The organism is Mesorhizobium sp. M1406, assembly GCF_040317555.1.
Lineage (GTDB): Bacteria > Pseudomonadota > Alphaproteobacteria > Rhizobiales > Rhizobiaceae > Mesorhizobium.
This window is the reverse complement of record NZ_JAMYKW010000020.1, coordinates 23,384-45,638: the sequence shown is the minus strand read 5'-3', so window position 1 is coordinate 45,638 and position 22,255 is coordinate 23,384. Positions and strand designations below refer to the sequence as shown.

The 22,255-nt window shown below is 64.6% G+C and carries 23 protein-coding genes and 1 pseudogene; 11 read left to right on the top strand and 13 right to left on the bottom strand.

Going from position 1 to position 22,255, the window contains the following annotated elements:
• Window positions 1-111 precede the first annotated feature (111 nt).
• Window positions 112-627 (top strand): L,D-transpeptidase family protein, encoded by a 516-nt coding sequence (locus tag NKH03_RS18290; protein ID WP_352969634.1) that lies wholly within the window; start codon window positions 112-114, stop codon window positions 625-627.
• A 72-nt stretch (window positions 628-699) separates the two neighbouring features.
• Here NKH03_RS18290 and NKH03_RS18285 read toward each other — a convergent pair whose 3' ends face one another.
• Complete coding sequence (locus NKH03_RS18285) at window positions 700-951, bottom strand: hypothetical protein (RefSeq protein ID WP_352879839.1); 252 nt, start codon at window positions 949-951, stop codon at window positions 700-702.
• A gap of 130 nt (window positions 952-1,081) precedes the next feature.
• Between NKH03_RS18285 and gcvA the strand changes: the two genes are divergently transcribed.
• On the top strand, window positions 1,082-2,002 hold the full coding sequence (gene gcvA / locus NKH03_RS18280; protein ID WP_352969632.1) for a transcriptional regulator GcvA: 921 nt from the start codon (window positions 1,082-1,084) through the stop codon (window positions 2,000-2,002).
• Between the two features lie 12 nt (window positions 2,003-2,014).
• Here the strand turns inward: gcvA and NKH03_RS18275 are convergent, their stop codons facing one another.
• The 6 genes from NKH03_RS18275 to tsaD are packed head-to-tail and all read right to left on the bottom strand — an operon-like array spanning window position 2,015 to window position 6,042.
• On the bottom strand, window positions 2,015-2,431 hold the full coding sequence (locus NKH03_RS18275; RefSeq protein ID WP_352969631.1) for a DUF1761 domain-containing protein: 417 nt from the start codon (window positions 2,429-2,431) through the stop codon (window positions 2,015-2,017).
• 51 nt (window positions 2,432-2,482) lie between these two features.
• Window positions 2,483-3,181, bottom strand: coding sequence for a class I SAM-dependent methyltransferase (locus NKH03_RS18270; RefSeq protein WP_352969629.1), 699 nt, complete (start codon window positions 3,179-3,181; stop codon window positions 2,483-2,485).
• Window positions 3,136-3,561: an EVE domain-containing protein gene (locus tag NKH03_RS18265; RefSeq protein ID WP_352879847.1), complete on the bottom strand. Its 426-nt coding sequence runs from the start codon at window positions 3,559-3,561 to the stop codon at window positions 3,136-3,138. The genes NKH03_RS18270 and NKH03_RS18265 overlap by 46 nt, the downstream gene beginning before the upstream one ends.
• 42 nt (window positions 3,562-3,603) lie before the next feature.
• Window positions 3,604-3,900, bottom strand: coding sequence for a YciI-like protein (locus tag NKH03_RS18260; RefSeq protein ID WP_352969627.1), 297 nt, complete (start codon window positions 3,898-3,900; stop codon window positions 3,604-3,606).
• 37 nt (window positions 3,901-3,937) lie between these two features.
• Window positions 3,938-4,960, bottom strand: a complete 1,023-nt coding sequence (locus tag NKH03_RS18255; RefSeq protein WP_352969625.1) for an NAD(P)H-dependent glycerol-3-phosphate dehydrogenase — start codon at window positions 4,958-4,960, stop codon at window positions 3,938-3,940.
• Entirely contained in the window at window positions 4,957-6,042 is a 1,086-nt protein-coding gene (gene tsaD / locus NKH03_RS18250) for a tRNA (adenosine(37)-N6)-threonylcarbamoyltransferase complex transferase subunit TsaD (RefSeq protein WP_352969704.1), read from the bottom strand. Before tsaD ends, NKH03_RS18255 begins: the two co-directional genes overlap by 4 nt.
• A 100-nt stretch (window positions 6,043-6,142) precedes the next feature.
• On the opposite strand from tsaD, the gene hemC reads away from it, so the two are divergent.
• From hemC to NKH03_RS18220, 6 genes are all read left to right on the top strand, one after another.
• On the top strand, window positions 6,143-7,069 hold the full coding sequence (hemC, locus tag NKH03_RS18245) for a hydroxymethylbilane synthase (RefSeq protein WP_352969623.1): 927 nt from the start codon (window positions 6,143-6,145) through the stop codon (window positions 7,067-7,069).
• A gap of 1 nt (window position 7,070) precedes the next feature.
• The gene (locus NKH03_RS18240) at window positions 7,071-7,787 is read left to right on the top strand and encodes a uroporphyrinogen-III synthase (protein ID WP_352969621.1); all 717 of its coding nucleotides are present in this window, start codon (window positions 7,071-7,073) and stop codon (window positions 7,785-7,787) included.
• A 109-nt stretch (window positions 7,788-7,896) separates the two neighbouring features.
• Window positions 7,897-9,384: a COG4223 family protein gene (locus tag NKH03_RS18235; protein WP_352969619.1), complete on the top strand. Its 1,488-nt coding sequence runs from the start codon at window positions 7,897-7,899 to the stop codon at window positions 9,382-9,384.
• A 10-nt stretch (window positions 9,385-9,394) separates the two neighbouring features.
• Window positions 9,395-10,996, top strand: a complete 1,602-nt coding sequence (locus NKH03_RS18230) for a heme biosynthesis protein HemY (protein WP_352969617.1) — start codon at window positions 9,395-9,397, stop codon at window positions 10,994-10,996.
• Window positions 10,997-11,123: 127 nt separating this feature from the next.
• Entirely contained in the window at window positions 11,124-11,603 is a 480-nt protein-coding gene (locus tag NKH03_RS18225; RefSeq protein WP_352969615.1) for a tellurite resistance TerB family protein, read from the top strand.
• A gap of 14 nt (window positions 11,604-11,617) precedes the next feature.
• Entirely contained in the window at window positions 11,618-12,334 is a 717-nt protein-coding gene (locus tag NKH03_RS18220) for a glutamine amidotransferase (protein WP_352969613.1), read from the top strand.
• Between the two features lie 6 nt (window positions 12,335-12,340).
• Here NKH03_RS18220 and NKH03_RS18215 read toward each other — a convergent pair whose 3' ends face one another.
• From NKH03_RS18215 to gnd, 6 genes and pseudogenes are all read right to left on the bottom strand, one after another.
• A complete protein-coding gene (locus tag NKH03_RS18215; protein WP_352969612.1) occupies window positions 12,341-13,579 on the bottom strand; it encodes an MFS transporter in 1,239 nt (412 codons plus the stop codon).
• A 223-nt stretch (window positions 13,580-13,802) separates the two neighbouring features.
• The gene (locus tag NKH03_RS18210; protein WP_352969610.1) at window positions 13,803-14,903 is read right to left on the bottom strand and encodes an aminotransferase class I/II-fold pyridoxal phosphate-dependent enzyme; all 1,101 of its coding nucleotides are present in this window, start codon (window positions 14,901-14,903) and stop codon (window positions 13,803-13,805) included.
• A gap of 193 nt (window positions 14,904-15,096) precedes the next feature.
• On the bottom strand, window positions 15,097-15,558 hold the full coding sequence (locus tag NKH03_RS18205) for a Ros/MucR family transcriptional regulator (RefSeq protein WP_352866216.1): 462 nt from the start codon (window positions 15,556-15,558) through the stop codon (window positions 15,097-15,099).
• Window positions 15,559-15,773: 215 nt separating this feature from the next.
• Window positions 15,774-16,235, bottom strand: a pseudogene (locus NKH03_RS18200) (hypothetical protein).
• Between the two features lie 12 nt (window positions 16,236-16,247).
• Complete coding sequence (gene zwf / locus NKH03_RS18195; protein ID WP_352879854.1) at window positions 16,248-17,624, bottom strand: glucose-6-phosphate dehydrogenase; 1,377 nt, start codon at window positions 17,622-17,624, stop codon at window positions 16,248-16,250.
• Window positions 17,625-17,644: 20 nt separating this feature from the next.
• Window positions 17,645-18,652: a phosphogluconate dehydrogenase (NAD(+)-dependent, decarboxylating) gene (gene gnd / locus NKH03_RS18190; protein WP_352969608.1), complete on the bottom strand. Its 1,008-nt coding sequence runs from the start codon at window positions 18,650-18,652 to the stop codon at window positions 17,645-17,647.
• Window positions 18,653-19,061: 409 nt separating this feature from the next.
• Here gnd and NKH03_RS18185 point away from each other — a divergent pair, with 409 nt between their 5' ends.
• The 3 genes from NKH03_RS18185 to NKH03_RS18175 all read left to right on the top strand — a co-directional run bounded on the left by NKH03_RS18185 (window position 19,062) and on the right by NKH03_RS18175 (window position 22,225).
• Complete coding sequence (locus tag NKH03_RS18185; protein ID WP_352969606.1) at window positions 19,062-20,348, top strand: sensor histidine kinase; 1,287 nt, start codon at window positions 19,062-19,064, stop codon at window positions 20,346-20,348.
• Window positions 20,348-21,073 (top strand): response regulator, encoded by a 726-nt coding sequence (locus tag NKH03_RS18180; RefSeq protein ID WP_352879859.1) that lies wholly within the window; start codon window positions 20,348-20,350, stop codon window positions 21,071-21,073. Before NKH03_RS18185 ends, NKH03_RS18180 begins: the two co-directional genes overlap by 1 nt.
• A 150-nt stretch (window positions 21,074-21,223) precedes the next feature.
• Window positions 21,224-22,225 carry a YihY/virulence factor BrkB family protein gene (locus NKH03_RS18175; RefSeq protein ID WP_502913523.1) on the top strand — a complete coding sequence of 334 codons (1,002 nt, stop codon included), beginning with the start codon at window positions 21,224-21,226 and terminating at the stop codon, window positions 22,223-22,225.
• The last annotated feature ends 30 nt before the right edge of the window (window positions 22,226-22,255 follow it).

Below are 22,255 nucleotides of genomic sequence, written 5' to 3'. Positions count from 1 at the left end.
GGAAGCTGACCGGCACAACAGCCGATCACAGTGATTTGTTCCGTGGCACGATCATACAAGAAAAAACACGATCGCAATGCAGCCGGCGCAATTTTGCGAAAAGGGCTGCGCGTGCTCACGGTGCGCGCCAGGCCCGGCCATCCAAGCCAGGGCCTGCTGCAGGCCGGAAAAACGGTGTTTGCCTGCGCGCTGGGGCGGGGCGGTATCTCGGCCGACAAGCGCGAAGGCGACGGCGCGACGCCGCTGGCCTCGATGCGGATCCTGTCGGGATATTTCCGGGGAGATCAGTTTTCCAGCGGCCGCAAGACCCGTCTGGCGATGACGCCGATCGGGCCTGATCTGGGCTGGTGCGAAGTGCCTGACGACCGCAACTATAACAGGCCGGTCAAGATTCCTTATGGCGCCAGCCACGAACGCATGCGACGCGACGACCGGCTCTATGACGCCTGCCTGGTGCTCGACTGGAACCTGGCGCCGCGCCGACGCGGGCGCGGCAGCGCCATCTTCTTCCATCTGGCGCGTCCCGGCTTCACGCCGACGCAAGGCTGTGTGGCCGTTACGGCTCGAACGATGGCGCGGCTTCTGCCGCTGCTGTCGGATCGGACGGTGGTGAGGGTGGTGAGGTAGGCAGTAGGCAGTAGGCAGTAGGCAGTAGGGCTAGCCGTCGGCGCTGACCTAATTGTCCCTACTGCCTATTTCCTACTGCCTATTCCCTGACCTTCGCGGCTGCTGCCAGCCGATGTCGAGAAGGCCGAGGCGGCCCATCTCGCGGTCCATGGCACGTGCGATGTCCTTGCGCCTGGCGCCAACGTCGCGGAGTTGCCGATCCGACAGGTCTTCGACGTTCTGGTGCGGGAGATTGATTGCGACCCTGGCATGACGCAACCAGTCAAGGGTCTCGGTCAGCCAGTTCGGACGGCGTGTCGATGAACTCAGAACGATGATGGACATGATGTGATCCGTTGTCTCCGGATATCAAATCCGGCTTGATGATGTCTCGATAGCTGGATCATGCCAGATTGAAATCGCTATGAGAAACGAGTAGTTTTCGCTTGATCATCAAGTTTTCTTTGAGGATACCATGACTCGCCTGCTGCCCGGAACTCGCGCCTTGAGGACGCTGGAGGCAGCGGCCCGGCACCTCAATTTCACCCGTGCCGCCGATGAACTGGGCCTGACGCCGGCCGCCGTCAGCCACCAGATCAAGGAAATCGAGGATCAGCTCGGGCTGGTGCTGTTTACGCGCACCAGCCGCACCATCCGGCTGACCGAGGCGGGCACGGTGCTGTTCGAGGCCTCGACCGACGCGCTCGACCTGCTTGGCCGCGCCGTTTCGCGGGCGCAAAAGCTGACGCGCGGCACCGCGCTGCTGAAAGTGACTCTTGATGCACAGTTCGCGTCAAAATGGCTGATGCGGCGCGTCGACGATTTTCGCAAGCATCAGCCCCATATCGAGCTGAGATTCGACATCGCCTATGAAGTGCGGGATTTCGAACTCGACGACATCGATGTCGGCATCCGTTTTGGCGCCGGAAAATACCCGGGCCTTCGCGCCCACCGGCTGTTCGACAACGTCCTCATTCCGGTGTGCAGCCCGAGCCTGTTGACCTCCGGTCCGCCGCTGCGCGAGCCGCGCGATCTTTTCAATCACACGCTTGCCCATATCGAATGGTCGCGACAAGGCGTGACATGGCCGAACTGGCGCATGTGGATGGCGGCGGCAGGCATCAGCGATTTCGATGACAGCCGGACCGTGGTGTTCGGAAACTCCACCGATGCCGTCCAGGCAGCGCTCGACGGCAATGCCGTCGCACTCGCCGATTTCGCCATGGTGGCGAACGACCTTTCCCAGGGAAGGCTGGTGCAGCCTTTTGAACTCGGCCTGCGGGTGGCACCCGAGTTCGCCTATTTCCTGGTCTATCCCGAGAGTACCGCCGATGATCCGCGCATCATCGCCTTTCGCGAATGGATTCTCGAGGAAGTCGCCAAGACGCGGACCTGAAGATAGGTGGCGTCAGCTTGCCGCGGCGCCGAACCAGCCGATCACCGCGCCGATGATCAGCAGCACACCGAGCCAGTGGCCGCCGTCGATGAGGGTCAGGTCCCAGCCGAAATTCTCGTAGCGATGGTTGACCGAGAGCGTCGTGGCGACGAAGCCAAGCCAAAGCACGAAGCCGAAGACCAGCCCGGCGAGCAGTGTCGGCTCGCCGCCGGTCATCGCGCCGACGACCAGGGCCATAATGTAGGCCATGACCAGTTCGGCGATGAAGCTGATCACGAAGGGCAGCGGCGATTTCTTCATCGTCGCCGGATCAAGCTTGGCGGCTTTCAGCCACGGCTTGCTCAGGCCCATGTACCAGGCGGCGCCGAACAGCCATGCCAAGACAGCGGCGGCGATCACCGCCAGCCAGTTCACTGCTGAAAAATCCATGAGCTTCCCCCTCCAGATGCGAACTGATGGAACGCCTGTTCGGCGATGGCGTCAAGCAAACCGCCAGATCGTCGTGCGCTTGACCAGCGAATCCTCCAATGCCCGCGTGACGGCCACCTCATAGACCGCAAGCGGTTCCAGCCCGGTCCTCGGCATGTACGACCGGCCGGGGTCGCCGACGAGAATCTCGGCGCCGCGCGCCTTCAGGGTTGAGAACCACGGCATCAGCCGGTCGGCGAAGGATTTGTCGTAGAAAACGTCGCCGGCCAGGATCACGTCCCAACCCGCATCGGTGCCGATGCAGTCCGCGCCGAGGAATTCGATCAAGACATCATTGGCCTCGCCATTCAGCCGGATCGCGGTCGCGCAGAACGGATCGATGTCGGTGGCGATCACCTTGGCAGCACCTGCCTTGGCCGCGGCAATGGCGACAAGGCCGGAGCCGGAGGCGAAGTCGAGGACGCGCTTGCCTCGCACCGTGCCGGGATTGTCCAGGACATAGCGGGCAAGGCCCTGGCCGCCGGCCCAGGCAAACGCCCAGAAGGGCGGCGGCAGGCCGATCTCGACCAGCTCATCCTCGGTCCGCTGCCACAGATCGTGCGCCTCGTCGGCAAGATGAAGCAGGATTTCCGGCACATGCGGCGGCGCGATCAGCGCCGTGTTGTCGAGGATGAATTGTTTGGCGCTGTTCGGCGTCAGCGCCGTCACGGAGCAGGCGTCAGGCCGCCCATGCGGCAGACTTCCTTCCATTCGGCCGGCGTCACCGGCTGCACGGAAAGCCGTCCGAGCCGCACCAGCGCCATGTCGGCAAGTTTTGGATTGGCCTTGACCTCTTCCAGCGTCGGCGGGTTGGGCACATCCTGGACAGCGCGGATGTCGACGCATTCCCAGCGCGGATCATCCGACGTGGTGTCGGGATGGGCCAGTGCGCAGACCTCGGCGATGCCGACCACGTTCAGCCCCTCGTTGGAATGATAGAAGAAGCCGAGGTCGCCGATCCGCATCGCCTTCATGTTGTTGCGCGCGGCGTAGTTGCGCACGCCATCCCATTGCGTGCCGGCCTTTCCCTTGGCCTTCAGCGCCTCGAAGGAGAAGACCGAAGGTTCGGATTTGAACAACCAGTAGTTCATGTCTTTGCTCCTCCTTGCGGGTCATCCACCGGCGACCGGGAGTTAAGTAGCCGCCGGCTTGTTGAACGTCCAGTTCCACGGGTGGATTTCGACGCTCTCGAACAGGCCGGCCTTCGCGTACGGGTCGGCGGCCGACAAGGTCTGCGCACCCGCCATGTCGGGCGCCTCGACGACGACGAGGCTGCCGTTGGGCTTGCCTTCGGCGTCAAGGAACGGACCGGCGAAAGCCAGCTTCTTGTCGCCGTTCAGTTCTTCCAGGAAGGCGATATGCTCCGGCCGCGTGTCGAGACGCACCTGCACGCTTCCCGGCTTGTCCTTGCAAATCACAGCAAACAGCATGGTCTCTCTCCTGGTCGTTCGATCAAAATCGTGGGGATCAATCGTTGGTTTCGGTCTTCAGCGGCCGGGTCATCAAGGCCGTCACAGCCTGCCGGATGGTGATGGTGCCGTCCAGTATGGCGGCGACGGCGGCAATGATCGGCGCGTCGATGTTGCGCTCGGTGGCGATGCGGGCAGCGATCGCCGCCGTCGGCACGCCCTCGGCCAGCGGCAATCCGGAAAGCTCCTTGCCTTGTCCGAGCGCCAGCCCATAGGCGAAATTGCGCGACTGGGTCGACGAGCAGGTCAGCAACAGGTCGCCAAGGCCGGAAAGCCCCATCAAGGTCTCGGGCCTGGCGCCGAAGGCGGCACCGATGCGGCGCAGTTCGACAAAGCCGCGCGTCACCATGGCGGCCTGGGCGCTGGCGCCGAGACCGGCGCCGGTGACGGCACCCGCGGCAATGGCGAAGACGTTCTTCAAGGCGCCGCCGATCTCGACGCCGGTCAGGTCGTCGCTCGAATAACAGCGCAGGTTCTCGGCGGAAAAGCGGGCGGCGAGTTCGGCGGCCAAGGCCTCGTCGCGGGCGGCGACCACCACGGCCGTCGGCAGGCCGCGCGCAACATCGGTGGCGAAGCTTGGACCCGACAGAGCGGCGACCGGGTTTTGCGGCAGGATTTCTTCGACAATCGCCGACAGCAAGGCGCCGGTATCGCTTTCGATGCCCTTGGCACAGAGAACGAGCGGGATACCGGCCGGTATATGGTCCTTCGCGGCGGCCAGGGTGGCCCGCAGCGACTGCGCCGGCGTCACCGCCAGCACACAATCGGCACCGTCGAGCGCGGCTTGGATGTTGCTCGTCGCCACGATGCCGACCTGGAGCGTAATGCCCGGCAGATAGCGTGGATTTTCGCCGCGGTCGATCGCGGCGACGGTCTCTGGGTCGCGCGCGTAAAGGCGGACGAAATGACCGGCGCGAAGCATGGCCAGCGCCAAGGCAGTGCCCCAGGCCCCGCCGCCGAGCACGGCAACGCGCCAGCCGGTTGGCGCTGTGTCGTTGCCGCTCATTGCACCCTCGTTCATGCCTTTGCTCCGCGCCGGCCGGAGCCGACCATCGGGGTCGAGATGCTGTCCAGCGGCCAGCGCGAGCGCGGCACGAAATCGAAGCCGTTCTCCTGCGCCATGCCTTCACGCAGCCGCTCGATGCCGGCCCAGGCGATCATCGCCGCATTGTCGGTGCAAAGTTTTAGCGGCGGTGCGATGAAGGTGAAGCCGGACTCGGCGCACTGCCGCTCCAGCATCGCCTTGATCGTGTGGTTGGCGGCGACGCCGCCGGCGACGACCAGCGCTGGTGTCCTGGTGGCGGGAAAAGTCTCCCGAAAGCGCGTCAGCGCGCGAGAAACGCGGTCAGCCAGCGCGTCGGCGACGGCCGCCTGGAACGAGGCGCAGATGTCGACGACGTCCTGGTCGCTCAAGGGCGCAATGGCGGTCGCCGCCTGGCGCACGGCGGTTTTCAGGCCGGAGAAGGAGAAGTCGGGCTGGGCCGAGCCCTTCATCGGACGTGGAAAGGCAAAGCGCGATGCGTTGCCGGCCTGCGCCGCCTTCTCGACATTCGGTCCGCCGGGATAGGGCAGGCCGAGCATCTTGGCCGTCTTGTCGAAGGCCTCGCCGAGCGCGTCGTCGATGGTGGTTGCCCAGCGCTGATAGTCGCCGACGCCGCGCACGGCGAGGATCTGCGTGTGGCCGCCGGAAACGAGCAGCAGCAGATAGGGGAAATCGAGCCCGTCGGTCAGCCGTGCCGTCAAGGCATGGCCTTCGAGGTGGTTGATGGCGATCAGCGGCTTGTTCGCGGCCGCGGCAATCGCCTTGGCCGTCATCAGCCCGACGATCAGCCCGCCGACCAGACCGGGACCGGCGGTGGCGGCAATCGCATCGATATCGGCCAGCGCCACGCCCGAATCGGCAAGCGCTGCCTCGATAATGCCATCCAGCGCCTCGACATGGGCGCGTGCCGCGATCTCCGGCACGACGCCGCCGAATGCGGCATGTTCCTCGATCTGGCTGAGCACGATGTTGGACAGGATTTTTGGCGCGGCATCGCCGTCCAGCACCACGACACTGGCGGCGGTCTCGTCACAACTCGTCTCAATGCCCAGAACGCGGATCAATTCGTCGCTGTCCCTAAAGATTGTATCATGAGGCTTTCCCCGTTAGGAGAAGCCCGGAAAAGCCTCGCTTGCCGGGGGTTATCACGGACCGCGCGCCATGCAAACAATCTTGAGAATCGGAACACGGGGCAGCCCGCTGGCGCTGGCACAGGCGCATGAAACGCAGGCGCGGTTGATGGCCGCGCACGGCATGCCTGCGGAAGCGCTCGAGGTCGTCGTCATTTCGACCACCGGTGACCGCATCCAGGACCGGCCGCTGTCGGAAGCCGGCGGCAAGGGCTTGTTCACCAAGGAGATCGAGGAGGCGCTGCTGGCGGGCCGGATCGACATCGCCGTGCATTCGTCGAAGGACATGCCGACGCAACTGCCCGACGGTCTCGAACTCTCGGCCTTCCTGCCGCGCGAGGATGCCCGCGATGCCTTTGTCGGCAAGGCCGCGAAGACGATCGCCGAACTGCCGCGGGGAGCGAAAGTCGGCTCGTCGTCGCTGCGGCGGCAGGCGCTGATCCGCCGCATGCGGCCCGATCTCGACGTGGTGATGTTCCGCGGCAATGTACAGACGCGGTTGCGCAAGCTCGACGAAGGCGTCGCCGCCGGCACCATTCTCGCCTATGCGGGGTTGAAGCGGCTTGGGCTCGAGCATGTCGTCACCGACCTGATGCCGCTCGACATCTTTCCGCCGGCGCCGGGCCAAGGCGCGATCTGCATCGAAACTCGTATCGGCGACCGCGACGTCGAAAAGATGCTGGCGGCCATCCATGATGTTCCGACCGGCCAGGCGCTGGCCTGCGAGCGCGCCTTCCTGGCGGCGCTTGATGGTTCGTGCCGCACGCCGATCGCCGGCTACGCGGCGATCGAGGCCGGAAAACTGTCGTTCGCCGGACTGATCATCTCGCCCGACGGCGTGCAATCGCACACTGTCGAGCTGCAGGGACCGGCGCGGGACGCCGCCCATATCGGTGCCGAAGCAGCCCGGACAGTACGGGCCAAGGCCGGCGAAAAGTTCTTCGACGGCTGGCTCTGAAATGCTTCGCGTCCTGGTGACGAGACCGGAACCCGGCGCCTCGCGCACAGCGCGGCAGCTTGAGAAGACAGGATTCCAGCCGATCCTTTTGCCCCTGACCGAAACGGTGGCGCTGCCGGTCGATCGCGGAGTGGTTCCACACGATGCCGTCGCCGTGGCCATCACCAGCGCCAATGCCGTGCGCCATGCCCCAAAAGAGCTGATAGTGGCGATCACAGCGTTGCCTTGCCATGCCGTCGGCGAAAGGACGGCGCAAGCCGCGCGCGAAGCAGGGTTTTTGTCGGTCGGCGAAGGCCCGGGCAATGCCGAAGCGCTTGCCGAGAGTCTTGCCGCGGATCACTCGGGCAAGACGATCGTCTATCTCTGTGGACGCGTGCGGTTTCCCGCATTCGAACGGGGGTTGGAGACGGCGGGCGTCCGGGTCCGTGCCGTCGAGACATATGACACATTCGCGGTGAGTTATTCGGACGAGGCCATTGTTGCGCTGTTGTCGGGCGAACCTGTCGATGCGGTGCTGTTCTATTCGGCCAAAGCGGCCGCCGCGCTACAGGTTTTGGCCAGGCGGCCTGCTCTGCAAGGGCTGTTTGAAAAGACATGGTTTTTCGCGCTTTCGGCGCGCATCGCGGCAGCCTTCGGCGATACCGCCCGTGAAAGGCTCCGCATTGCCGCGCAGCCTGACGAGGAAGCGCTGCTGGCACTTTTGCAGGCGCGGCTCTGAGCCGCGTCATCACACCGCCCCTTTTCACCGCTTGGTGATGTGCTAGACCCTTTCTGAACCATCATGCGCCGCAAGGCGTTGAGACGAAGCGAATTGTGCGGAGCCAGGCATGGTCAAGACGCCGAAGGTGCGACACTCGAAAAGCCGCCGCGAGCCGGTGACCATCGATCTGGAGCCGGGCGCCGTTTCACGCGTCGCCGATGAGGGCGCGGCCAGGGCTCAGACAGACGAGGCGAAGGCTGAGGAAGCAGAGAACGCTTCGCAGGCTGAGCTTCCCGAAGAGCCGGTGCATGCCGACCAGACCGACCTCGAGCCCTGGGAGCATGCCGATGCCAAGGCCGAATCGGAGCAGCCAGCGGCGGCGGGCAAGGGCGGCAGCGAGGCTGAGCTCCCCTATCCCGGATCGTCCGACGATCCCGGGTCGTCCGACGTGCCGGCCGATAAAACCAAAGCTTACGACTACAATTTCGAGGACGCATCGGCGAAGCCCACACGGACCGGCGGCGACAAAGCCAAAACCGAGACACGGGACGAGAAAATGGTACCGCCCCCGGCAAAGCGTGGCGGCTTCAACGGCATCGCCGCCGGCCTGCTCGGCGGCGTCATCGCGCTGGTTGGCGCCGGCGGGCTGCAATTTGCAGGCCTGCTCGGCGCGCCGGGCTCGGGCTCCAGTGTCTCGCTCGAGGGCGTCAATGGCGAGATCGCTTCGCTGAAGAGCGAAATCGCCGGTTTGAAGGAAGCTGGCGGCAACAGCGATGCGGCGGCCAAGGTGGCCGGGCTGTCCTCGGGCCTGGAGCAGGTCAAGGCCGATGTGGCGGCGCTGAAATCGGCGGTCGAATCCGGCGGAGCAGGCGACACCGCCGGGCTTGCCGCACTGGGCGACAAGATCAAGCAGATCGAAACGGCGGTCGCGGCCCTTGGCAAGACCGGCGGCACGGCGCCGGTCGATCTCGGCCCGCTCAACGAAAAACTGGCCGGTCTCGACGCGCAGGTGAAATCCGCCGGCGAGGCGACGACGGCGCAGGATGGCCGGCTGACCGCACTGGAGCAGTCGGTGTCGCAGCTGGCCGGCAAGGTCGAGGCGGCGGCAGGACAGCCGAAGATCGCGCTCGCCATCGCCGCGTCGGCGCTCAAGGCAGCGCTTGACCGTGGCGCGCCGTTCTCGGCCGAACTCGAAACCTTTGCCGCGATTTCTCCAGACGCGCCGCAGCTTGCGACCTTGCGCCCCTACGCCGAAAAGGGCGTTCCGACCCGCGCCGAGATCGCATCGCAAGCGGATGCCGCCGCCAATGACATGGTCGGCGCGGCGACCCCTGTCGATGAGAGTGCCGGCTTCCTGCAGAACCTTTTGTCGAGCGCCGAATCGCTGGTCAAGGTCAGGCCAATCGGCGCTGTCGAAGGTGCTGGGGTGCCCGAAATCGTTGCGCGTATGGAGGCGGCGGTCAAACAAGGTGACTACGCCAAGGCACTCAGTGAATACGATACGCTGCCGCAAGCCGCCAAGGCTGCAGGCGCCGACTTTGCCGGCAAACTGAAAGCGCGCGTCGAGGTCGAAACCCAGGTCGACGCGCTGATTTCGGGCGCGATGAAGGCATGAGGGCAACACGATGATCCGCTTGCTCGCCTTCCTCGTCGTCGTCTTCGCGCTCGGACTGGGCTTTGCCTGGCTGGCCGACCGGCCGGGCGACATGGTCATCACCTTCAGCGGCTATCAATACCAGGTCAGCCTGATGGTGGCGGCGGTGGCCGTCGTTGCCGTCGTCGCCGCGGTGATGATCCTGTGGTGGCTGCTCAAGTCGCTGTGGAATAGCCCCTACACCATCTCGCGCTATTTCCGTGTCCGCCGCCGCGACCGCGGCTATCAGGCGCTGTCGACCGGCATGATCGCCGCCGGCGCCGGTGACGGCGCGCTGGCCCGCAGGAAGACCAAGGAAGCGGCCAAGCTGATCCGCTCCGACCAGGAGCCGCTGATCCATCTGCTGGAGGCGCAGGCGTCGCTGCTCGAGGGCGATCACGAGGGCGCGCGGCAAAAGTTCGAGAGCATGCTCGACGATCCCGAAATGCGGTTGCTCGGCTTGCGCGGGCTCTATCTCGAAGCCGAACGGCTCGGTGATCGCAACGCCGCCAGGCACTATGCCGGCCGCGCCGCGGTAATGGCGCCGCAGCTGGCCTGGGCCGCCGAATCGACGCTAGAAGAGCTGGCGGCGCGCGGTGACTGGGACGGTGCCTTGAAACTGGTCGACGCGCAGAAGGCGACACGCCAGATCGAGCGCGAAGCCGCCAACCGCCGCCGCGCCGTGCTGTTGACCGCCAAGGCGCAGGCGCTCGCCGACACCGATCCCACCGCCGCCAGAACCGCGGCGATCGAGGCCAACCGGCTGCGGCCGGACTTCGCGCCCGCCGCCGTTGCCGCCGCTGCGGCGTTTTTCAAGCAGAACGACGTGCGCAAGGGCTCAAAGATCCTCGAGGCGGCGTGGAAGGCCGAGCCGCAGCCGGAGATCGCCGAGATCTATACCCACGCAAGGCCTGGTGACGCCGTGCTCGACCGCCTCAACCGGGCGAAGAAGCTGCAGGAGATGAAGAAGAACCACGCCGAATCATCGATGACAGTGGCGCGCGCCGCACTCGACGCGCAGGACTTCTCGACCGCCCGCCGCGAGGCGGAGGCCGCGATCAGGATGGACCGCCGCGAGGGCGCCTATCTGCTGCTCGCCGACATCGAGGAGGCCGAGACCGGCGACCAGGGTAAGGTGCGGCAGCTGCTGTCGAGGGCGGTGCGGGCGCCGCGCGATCCGGCCTGGGTCGCCGACGGCGTGGTGTCCGAGCGCTGGGCGCCGGTATCGCCGATCACCGGTCGGCTCGACGCCTTCGAGTGGCGCGCGCCGATGGAGCGGCTCGGCCAGCTGATCGACAGCCATGAGGATGCACCAGCCAGCGCGGCGCCGGTCATTGAAGCACTGGCAACGCCGACGAGTGAAAAAAGGCCGGTCGAGGTGATCGATGACGCCGGTCAGGGCGAGGTGGCGGGCAAGGACGCAGAGAGCCACGAGGATCATGTCAGGCCGATCACGGCGGCGGCCTTCGCTGCGGTGCCGACCGATGCCGAGGGTGTCGAGCCGGCCGAGGAGCATGCGCGGCTGCCGGACGATCCCGGCGTCGATCCGGACGAGGAAGCGGAAAAATCGTCGCGCCGGTTTCGGTTGTTTTGAATTGGGCCGGCCGTCAAGCCCCCCCTTTGACTCAAGAAGATAGAGCATGATGTCTGGACAAACGGGTCCCGTTTGTCCGAGAAAACCGCTTCACACTTTTCGGCATCATGCTCTGAGGAATGGATCTATGTTTGAACGCGTTCTGTCATTTCTCAGGGATTTGCCGGCCGGCACTACCGCGCAGGCCAGCACGGACGATCCGCGCATCGCTGCATCGGCGCTTCTCTACCATGTGATGAACGCCGATGGCGTGCGCCAGGATGTCGAGTGGGAGCGGTTCAAGGCGGTGCTGGCGCAGAGCTATTCGATCAGCGGCGCCGAACTCGAAGCGCTTGTCGCCGCCGGTGAGCGGGCCGACAATGAGGCGATCGATCTCTATGCCTTCACCAGTGTCTTGAAGCGCCACCTCGATGCCGATGCGCGCAAGGCTTTCATCGGCCTGATGTGGGAGATCGTCTATGCCGATCGCGAGCTGCACGAGTTGGAGGACAACACGGTCTGGCGCGTCGCCGAACTGATCGGCGTCGAACGCCGCGACCGTGTCGAGGCGCGCCGCAAGGCGGCCGCACTTGCACCTGGCGCCACCGGAACATCGAGCGACGAATAGGTTTTCGCCTTCCCATGCCGCGCCAAATGAGTTCGAAGCCAAAGATCCTGATCGTGCTGCATCAGGAGAATTCGAGCCCCGGACGCGTCGGCCACATGCTGCTGGAAGAGGGTTTTGATCTCGACGTCCGCCGTCCCCCGCTGGGCGACACTTTGCCGGATACGCTGGATGGTCACGCCGGCACGGTGGTGTTCGGCGGGCCTATGAGTGCCAATGACGAGGATGAATTCGTCCGCCGCGAGACCAGTTGGCTGGAAATACCGCTGAGGGAGAACCGGCCGTGCCTCGGCATCTGCCTTGGCGCGCAGATGCTGGTCAACCATCTCGGCGGCAAGGTCGAGGGTCACGGCGAAGGGCTGGTCGAGATCGGATGGTACCCGCTGAAGGCGACCGAAGCCGGCAGGGAGCTGATGCATTGGCCGGAGATGGTCTATCAGTTTCACCGAGAGGGCTTTTCGCTGCCGAGGGACGCGACGCTGCTGGCGACGGCCGAGACCTATCCCAACCAGGCCTTCCGCTATGGTGACAATGCCTGGGGCATCCAGTTCCATGGCGAGCTGACCAGGGTGATGATGCAGCGCTGGGTGGTGCGCGGCGCGCATCGCTTCGAGCTGCCGGGCGCGCAGCCCGGCCGCGATCATCTCGGCGGCCGGCTGATCTGGGACATGCATCTCAAGCGATGGCTGGACGAGTTCCTGCGGCTGATTTTCGGCAAGCCGGCCGCTCGATAAGGCGCGTCAATTGCGCCCGCTGAGATGGCGCACCCTGCGTAGTTGAGGGAACAACACCACCCACAATCCGGCGACGGCGATCGCGCCGACGCCGCCGACCACGACAGCCGGTACCGTGCCGATCAGTGCCGCCATCGTGCCGGCGCGGAATTCGCCCAGTTCGTTAGAAGCGCCGACGAAGACCTGGTTGACGGCGTTGACGCGGCCACGCACATGATCGGGCGTCCACAGCTGGATCAGGGTCTCCCGGATGTAAACGCTGAACATGTCGGTGGCGCCAAGGAAGGCGAGGGCGACGATCGACAGCCAGGTGATGGTCGACAGGCCGAACAGCACGGTAAAGGCGCCGAACGCGGCGACAAAGCCGAGCATGATCGTGCCGGCGTGGTTGCGGATCGGATGGCCGGCCAGCCAGATGGCGACGCAGATGGCGCCGACGCCCGGTGCCGAGCGCAGAAGGCCGAGACCCCAGGGGCCGAGCTGGAGGATGTCGCGCGCGTAGACAGGCAGCAGCGCCGACGCGCCGGACAGGAGCACGGCGAACAGATCGAGCGAGATGGCGCCCAGCACGATCTTCTCGCTCCAGATGTAGCTGAATCCCCCGAAAAGGTTCTGCATCGTCGGCTTTTCGGTCTCCGTGCGTTGCGACGGCTTCGGGATGGTGAAGATCAGCAGCCCGGACACGAGCATCAGGACGGCGGCCGTGCCGTAGGCCACTTCCGGCGACACGCCGTAGAGCAGGCCGCCAGCAACCGGTCCGACGATGGTCGCCGTCTGCCAGGCCGATGAATTCCAGGCGATGGCATTCGCGAAATCCTCAGGCGGCACCAGATTGGCGAACAGGGAGGCGGAGGCCGGACCGAAGAAGGCGCGGGCGACGCCAAACATGGCAAGTACGGCGAAGATCGGCAGCGGTCCGCTGATGCCGCGCAGCGTCAGAAGCAGCAGCGTCAGCGCGCAGATCGCTTCCAGCACCACCGCCAGCGCCATGATCAGCCGCCGCCCGAAGCGGTCGGCGACGACGCCGGTGACCAGCACCAGCAGCAGCGAAGGCAGGAACTGGACGATGCCGACCAGGCCGAGATCGAGCGGGTTCCGGGTCAGGTCGTACATCTGCCAGCCGACAGCGACGGACACGATCATGGTGGCGAAGGTCGTGAGGAAACGCGCCGCCCAATAGCTCAGGAAGGAACGATGGCGGAACGCGGCATAGCGCTGGTCGGGCAATATCTGTTCGGTTGTCATGGATTTAAGAGGCCCGTTGCGATGGCATTGGAGCGACGTGCGTCCAATTGGACGCACAAAATACGCTCCAACACTTGTTAGCTTTCGCATCGTGGCGGGGCACTTCCACGATGGGCGCTGGTCCGGCTGGCGGAACTGTTTGCCCAGATTCGATGCGGATATGCGTTAAAATCGGTGCTGGATCAAGGAATTTTCAACCTGCTCCATCGATCGCATGGGGAGTTTACTGCTTCAGCGCGGCGGAGATTACGTCGAGGCCGCCGCGTAGTTCGGCTTCCGTCGGCCAGCCAAAGCCGACGCGGAAAAAGCGCTTCTCCATTTCGAACCAGTGGCCGGGCCCAACATACGTGCCGTGGTTCTCCAGCAGGTTCACGTAGAACCGGTCGAGGTCGAAACCGCGATCGACATTCAGGCGGGGGAAACCGACGACACCACCTTCGGGCCGCACCCAGTCTACCAGTGGCTCGCGGTCGATCCAGGCCTGGACGATGTCGCGGCGCTTCGCCATTTCGGGCAGCAGCGTCGCCAGGAAGATATCCCGGCGCTCAAGCACGCCGCGTGCGATGCCTTCGTCGATGACGCTGCCGCAGATGCCGATCTGCTCCTTGGCGGCGAGGAACTTTTCCTGAAGCTCCGCATCCCTGGTGATCAGCCAGCCGATGCAGATGCCGGGAATGCCGAAGGACTTGGACAGTGACGAGACGCTGATCGCCTTCCGGCTCAGCGATGCCGCCGACGGCAGCCGCTTGCCATAGGAGAGGTCGCGGTAGGTCTCGTCGACCAGCAGATGGCAGTTGCTGCTTTCGGCGAGCGCCACCAGCGCATCGAGATCGGTCCGGCTCATCATCGTGCCGGTCGGATTGTGCGGGCAGGTGACGCTGATCAGCCTGGTGTTCGGCTGCATCGCCGCCTTGACGCGCTCGACATCGATGGCGAAGTCTTCCTCGAAGGCCAGGTCGACAAAGCCGATGGCGCAGCCGATCGCCCTTGGGGTTTCGATGTTGGTGGCGTAGTTGGGCCTGATGACGACGAGATGGTCGTTCGCCGACAGAAGCGAGGTCGAGATGATGAACAGCGCGCCTGCGGCACCGGCGGTGACCAGGACATCATCAGGCGAGATGCCGGCGTCCTGCGCCGCAATCAGCGCGCGCAGCTCCTTGTCGCCGCGATGCTCACCATAGAAAAGCGTGAGATCAGGCAGCGACAGGCCGATGTCGGAGAGCTTCTGGTCGGCGATCGAACTTTCGGAGAGATTGTAGCGGATACGGTCGTAGCCGTACTCTTCCGGCGCCTCTTTCTCGATCACCATCCGGGTGTAGTTCATGACTTCCCCCTCAAAGAACCCGTCCGGTTCATCCAAGCCATAAAAACATGAAGCCTGCCAAGGCGATTCGCCGGCAGGCTTCAATCAATCTATTGGCTCAGCGCCGAATTCGGTCCTTGCCTCAGGAGGTCGTTGTCCCAAACCGTTGGACACCCTCGGTCAAGCCCGAGGGCATGCTCTTGGGGGACATGCCTCAGGCTGAAACCTTGGCCTTCCTGCCCTTGACAGGTGCCTTCACGGGGGCGGCCTTGCGGCCGAGACCGATCGATTTCGCCAGCAGCGAGCGCGAGGCGGCATAGTTGGGGGCGACCATCGGATAGTCCGACGGCAAGCCCCATTTGGCGCGGTAGGCGTCCGGCGTCAGGCCGAAATGCACGCCGAGGTGACGCTTCAGCGATTTGAACTTCTTGCCGTCTTCGAGGCAGATGATGTAATCGGGCGTCACCGACTTCTTGGGGTTGACCGCCGGGACCAGCGGAGCAGCCAATGGGGCCACCGGCTTGCCGAGCCCGCTTATCGAGGCGCTGACGCTGGCGATGAGGTCGGGCAGGCCGGAGGCGGGCAAGCGGTTCTTCTCGACGTAAGCGGACACGATGTGAGCGGTAAGCTCGAGCAGGTCGATGTCTTTACGGGCGCTGTTGCTATCGTCGGTCACTCTATCTCTCCGTCTAAAGCGAATGACCTGAAAATCGGATTCGATTCCCGGAAAGGATCATGCGCAAAATCAAAATGCTAAAGCGTCCTTTGTGCATCCACGGGACGGGCAGCGTTGTTGTGGCGCGGAATTCCTAGTCGGCAAATCTGCGCAATGCAATGACTTGGCATCATATCACACGTTATTTTGAACAACTATATTAAACAATAACAATATCAGACTATCAGCGCCTTGTCGCGCCACAATCGAAATCCGCCCTCGAAGGCGCGTGTGTTGTCGCCGCGCCTGGAGTCGGCGGGCAATTCATCGAGCTTGTCGACATTGCCGCCGCCAAATGACGGCATAGTCAGGCTGCATCGCGGCACGGAGCCGGTCGACGACGTCGAAGACATATCGGCGCCATTTCTTCTTGCCGCGCTTTACCAGGCCGCGTTCGCCGACCGGGCCCGGGATAGCCCCATCGAGATGACGTCATAGGACAGGCCCCCGGCGAGTTCTTGACCGCATCGATCATCTGCCGAGGCGTCAGGTCCGGCCCGGAGCCGGCGCGGCGCTCCTCGCCGCCGGCGCTTGGTGAGGATCTTGACGTGCGAGCCGCCAATATCGATCGAAAGCACGATCTTTTCAGGGCCTGACTTCTCAGGACCCGATGCCGGTTGTTTCACCGCCTTGGCCATCATGTCACCCTCTCACTTTACCGGATCGATCCAGCCGTTGGGCGGCCCGAACCCGGCCATGACGTCCGCGGGACCCCATGTGCCCGGCTCGTAGAGATGCGGTGGCGTGGTGTCGCCAAGCACCGGGCCGACGATGCGCCAGGCCAGTTCGCTGGCATCCTGGCGGGTGAACAACTGACCGTTGCCGTTCATGGCGTCGCCGATCAACCGCTCATAGGGCGGCATGTCGCCCTTACTGTCGTCGAGCGCCGTCAACTCAACCTGCTCGCCGATCATGTCGTCGCCCGGCGCCTTGCGCTGGGCGCCGATGGCGATCACCACTTGCGGATCGATACGGAAGCGGACGTAGTTCTGGTCAGCGGGCTTGATCGGGTCGAAGACGTCGAGCGGCGGCCGCTTCAGCCGCACCACCACTTCGGTGACATGCACCGGCATGTTCTTGCCGGCGCGGATGAAGAACGGCACGTCCTGCCAGCGCCAGGTGTCGACGAAGAAACGCACCGCCGCGAAGGTCTCGACCGGCGAGTTCGGCGCCACGCCCGGTTCAGTGAGATAGCCGGTGAACTGGCCGCGCACGACATCGTCCCTGGTCAGCGTGCGGATGGCGCGCAGCACCTGCACCTTCTCGTCGATCAGGTCGTCGGCGGAACGGCCGACGGGCGGCTCCATGGCAAGCAGCAACAGGATGTTGAGCAGATGGTTCTCGATGACGTCCCTGATGCAGCCGACATCGTCATAGAAGCGACCACGACCCTCGACGCCGAAATCCTCGGCCATGGTGATCTGCACGCTCTCGACGAAATTGCGGTTCCAGATCGGCTCAAGGAAGGAATTGGCGAAGCGGAAATAGAGCAGGTTCTGGATCGCTTCCTTGCCGAGATAGTGGTCGATGCGAAAGATCGACTGTTCGTCGAACACCAGATGCAGAACCCGGTTCAGCCAGCGCGCCGATTGCAGATCATGGCCGAAAGGCTTTTCCACCATCAGCCGCGCGCCCTGGGCCGTGCCCGATTGCTCCAGCCCCTGGACGACGATCTCGAACATGGTCGGCGGCACCGCCATGTAGTGCAGCGGCCGCTGCGCCGTGCCGAGCGCGCTTTTCAGCTTCTCGAAGGTCGCTCCATCGCGGTAGTCGCCGCTGACATAGCGCAGTTGCGAGGCGAACTGTGCGAACACCTTCTCGTCGATCTTGCCGAGCGCATTGACGATGCCGTCGCGGGCACGGGCCTGCAATTGCTTGATGTCCCAGGCGTCGAAGGCGACGCCGATCACCGGTTCGGTGAGCGTGCCCTTGGCGACCATCTGGTAAAGCGCTGGAAATATCTTCTTGTGGGCAAGGTCGCCGGTCGCTCCGAAAAGCACCAGCGTGTCGGAGCGTTCCTGGCTCATGCGCGTCTCCCCCGCCGCCGTCACTTGCTGGCCTTTTCGACATGGCCGCCGAAGGCAAAGCGCATGGCGGACAACAGCTTGTCGGCGAATTCGGATTCGCCTTGCGAGGAGAAGCGGTCGAACAGCGCCGAGGACAGCACCGGCGCCGGCACGCCGGTGTCGATCGCCGCCTTCAGCGTCCAGCGGCCTTCGCCGGAATCCGAGACGCGGCCGCCGAAATTCGCCAGGCCCGGATCGCTCTTCAGCGCGCCGGCCGTCAGGTCGAGCAGCCAGGAGCCGATGACGCTGCCATGCCGCCAGACCTCGGCCACCTGGGCAAGGTCGATGTCGAACTGGTAGTATTGCGGGTTTTCCAACGGGCTGGTCTCGGCGTCCGCCGTTCGTTGCCGCTTGCCGGCATTGGCCGACTTCAGGATGTTCATGCCTTCGGCATAGGCGGCCATGACGCCATATTCGATGCCGTTGTGCACCATCTTGACGAAGTGGCCGGCGCCGCTCGGTCCGCAATGCAGATAGCCAAAGGCCGCGGTCCCGGCATCCTTGGGCGGATTGGAGCCGGCGTCGGCGCCCGGCGCCAGCGTGGCGAAGACCGAATCGAGATGTTGCACCGCCTCATCGGGCCCGCCGATCATCAGGCAATAGCCACGCTCCAGCCCCCAGACACCGCCGCTGGTGCCGACATCGACAAGATGGATGCCCTTGCCAGCCAGCTTCGCGGCCTGGTCGACGGCGTCGTGATAGTAGGAATTGCCGCCGTCGATGAGGATGTCGCCGGGCTCCATCAGCGCCGCCACCTGATCGATGATCCTGCCGGTGATGGCTGCCGGCAGCATCAGCCACACACAACGCGGCTTGGCGAGCTTGCCGACGAATTCTTCCAGTGAGGCCGCCCCTAGCGCGCCGTCGGTCACCAGAGCCGCGACGCTGGTGGGATTGATGTCGTAGACGACGCATTCATGGCCGTCGCGCATCAGGCGCCGGACCATGTTGGCGCCCATCCGGCCCAGTCCCATCATTCCGATCTGCATGGTGTCGTCCCTGTTTCCTAAGAGATTTTCGGGGTTTATCGAGGAAGGATCGCCTGGCTATTCCTGGGCGCCGATATGACGGAGAAGTCGACATTCTCCCAATCGCCGGTCCCGGGCCAGAAAAAAGTGAAGATCGTGCTTCCCTGCGGGAGGCTGGCCAAGCGACGTTTCGACGCCACTCGTGGCGCTCGGCGTCCATCGTGCCGGAATTCCCGGGGCGCCGGAGCAATGGTTGGCGTCCAAGTCACTGGCATTCTGTGTCGGTCTCCTGACCCGTCTCCCTAGACCAGGACGCGAAACCTTTTCAATCACCGCACCGCAAGTTGATCGGCTCCGCCAGCCAAGCCGTCGTTGACAGCGGTGCCGGCATGCGTCCACTATTTCCCGGCACGGGAGGATCGTGAAAGCCATGCCGGAGGTGTCCCTGGTCCTGATCGACCGGCTGTTGGCGATTTCGCGGGCGCTTGCCGGCCATATCGATCCCGGCACGGCGTTCCGCGCGACAGCAATCGAGATCGGCTCGCTCATTCCGCACGACCACATGGATCTGGCGGTGCTGTCGCACGACGGCCGCCGCCACGCCTGTTATGAAGCCGGCTTCCACACCAGCTGGAGCGAGCTTGCCCAGCATCCGCTGCCGACCGAAGTCAGCCCGATACGCTCCGTGCTGTGGGGCGAGGTGCCCTATCTGCTCGCCGATGATGCGCTGCGCGACGAGCGCTTCCATTTCGCCACCGCCATCGATGGGCCGATCTTCGCCGCCCGATTGCGCAGCCGCATCGTCGTGCCGCTCAGGGCACGCGGCGGCATCATCGGCGCGCTCAACATCAGCCGGCATGAGATCGATTGCTACACGCTTGCCGATGTCGCCGTTGCCCAGCAATGCGCGGATCTGATCGCGCCCTATATCTTCGCGCTGATCCAGACCGAGGAGGCGCGCCGTGCGATGCTGGCCGAGAGCGAGGCGCGCAACCGCGTCGAACTGCTGCGGGTCGGCGCCTCGCAATTGACCGAAGGCATGGAGCGCGAACGCCGGCGCATGGCCATGGACCTGCACGACCAGACGCTCGCCGACCTCGCCCGGATCGCGCGCCAGCTTTCGGCCTTGCGTGGCCAGGGCGTGGCGCGGGCAGCGCAGCTTGCCGATCTCGAGCAGGAGGTCGCCGGTTGCCTGACGGAACTGCGCCACATCGTCGACGACATGCGGCCGAGCGTGCTCGAACTGTTCGGCCTGCGCGACGCGGTCGAGGCGCACCTCAACCGCAGCGTCGCCAGGGCCAAGCCGCCGATCGCCGTGCGCATCGCCGACACCAGCGACGGCGGCGCCGACAGCCTGCCCGAGCCTGTCCGCACCGCGCTCTATCGGATCGTGCAGGAAGCGATCAACAATGCCGTTCGCCACGCTGCGCCGCGCCGCATCGACGTGCTGCTGGCGTCGACAACGAGCGTGCTTCGGGTCATCGTCACCGATGACGGCCAGGGATGCGGCGCCATCGATCCGGCGGCCCATGGCGGCATCGGCCATATGCACACGCGGGCCGCCCTTATCGGGGCACGGCTGAGAATCGGCCAGGCCGGCCGCAAGAGCGGCGGCACGCGTGTCGTCGTCGAGATCGACCGCCAGCCTTTGCCAGAGTTGGCCATGACGGCGGCTGCAACAATACCCGGCGAGCTCGCCGTGTCGGAGGCCATGTGATGCTTGTGATGATCGCCGAGAATGACGGGCTGCACCGCACCTTCGCGCGCCGGACCGTCGAGCAATTGTGGCCCGGCGACGTCGAGGTGATCGAAGCGAGCGACGGCGAGGACGCCATCAACCTGGCGGCCGAGCGTGAGCCGCCGCATGTCGTGCTCGACCTGCAGATGCCGAAGGCGACCGGGATCGAGGTCGCCAGGGCGATCTGGAACCGCCGCGCCGGCACGCACATCCTGTTTTGGTCCAATTTCGCCGACGAGGCCTATGTGCGCGGCGTGGCGCGTATCGTGCCGCCCGGTTCGGTCTATGGCTATGTGCTCAAATCGGCGACGGAGGAAGGCATGCGCTCTGCCTTGCGCGGCGTTTTCCGCGATGGCCACTGCATCATCGACCGCGAGATCCGTGGCATCCAGCACCGCGTGCAGGATAGGTTCGAGGGCATCACGGACGGCGAATATGAAAGCCTGATCGACATCGCGCTCGGCCTGACCGACCGGGCGATCGCGGCACGCCGCGGCCTGTCGATCCGCGGCGCGCAGAGCCGCATCAAGCATGTCTACGACAAGCTCGGCATCGTGCCGGCGGAGGACGGCGCCAGCGATGCTTCCGTGTTCAACTCTCGGACGCGGGCGATCTATCTCGCGATGGCGCGCGGCCTGATCAACATCGACGCGCTGCGCCGCGAGCAGGGCCGGCTCGACGCCTGGCTGGCGGGGCAAGAGTAGGCCTTCCCCTACACGCCTCACCTCACGGCTGGGAGTCCGCACCAGATTCCGATCCAATTCCTGAACCAGCGGCGCGGCCAGACCGGAACATCGGAAGGTCTGGCGCATTGCTAATGAACGCCATTCCAACCCACTGCCCGCGGACCCGAAGTGCGACCCTCAATCACAAATTCATGGCACTTGGTGCGTGAAAGCGTAGCCGGCTTCATCAACGACAATGCTCTTAGTCATGGTGCCGCGATGGCTTTCTATGCCGCCACCTCGCTGGCGCCGATTTTGCTGATCGTGGTTGCTGTCGCTGGTCTCGTCTTCGGTCATGATGCCGCACAATTGGCTTTGTCGGCCCAGATCTCCGGACTGATGGGGCCGGAAAGCGCCGATCTCCTCCAGGCTGCGCTGGAAAGTGCATCCAGCAAGCTGTACGGGACCTGGGCCGCGGTCATCGGGCTCGTCACCTTGTTGGTGGCCGCGTCTGGCGTCTTTGGCGAAATGCAGCAGTCGTTGAACGCAATCTGGAAGGTTGAAGCACAGGGCAACTCCTTGTCGCGTCTGGTGCGGGCACGAGCCGCCAGTCTGGGGTTGGTGGCCGCGCTCGGGTTCCTGTTGCTGGTCTCTCTCATAGCAAGCGCCGCGATTTCGGCGCTGAGCGATTTTATCAACGTCCATCTGCCGTTCGGAACGATCATACTCGGCGTGATCAACGGCGTCGTTTCGTTTGCCCTGATCTCCCTGATGTTCGCCGCCATTTACAAAGTTTTGCCCGATCGAACCCTGGAATGGCGCGATGTAAGGATCGGTGCTGTTGTGACGGCTGCCCTGTTCACGTTGGGAAAATCGCTGATCGGCTGGTATATCGGAACCAGCGCGATTGCGTCCTCGTATGGCGCCGCCGGTGGACTGCTCGTCATACTGCTCTGGGTTTACTACTCATCGGAAATCTTCCTTCTCGGCGCCGAGTTCACACGCGCCTATTCAGTTCGGCACGGCAGCAGGTCCGATCTGAAGGCCTTGGTTGACAGTGCTTTACCCGCGCGGCGCGACTCGTTTCGCGCAGGGCAAAAGTCCAACTCTGCTGGCGTGGTCGCGCTCGTGGCGGTGGCGTGCGCGAGCGCAACATTGACCGCGTTTTTGCTGGGTGTTCGCCGGTCCTAGTCCGACGTCGCCGCGTCGCAACCCGATGCG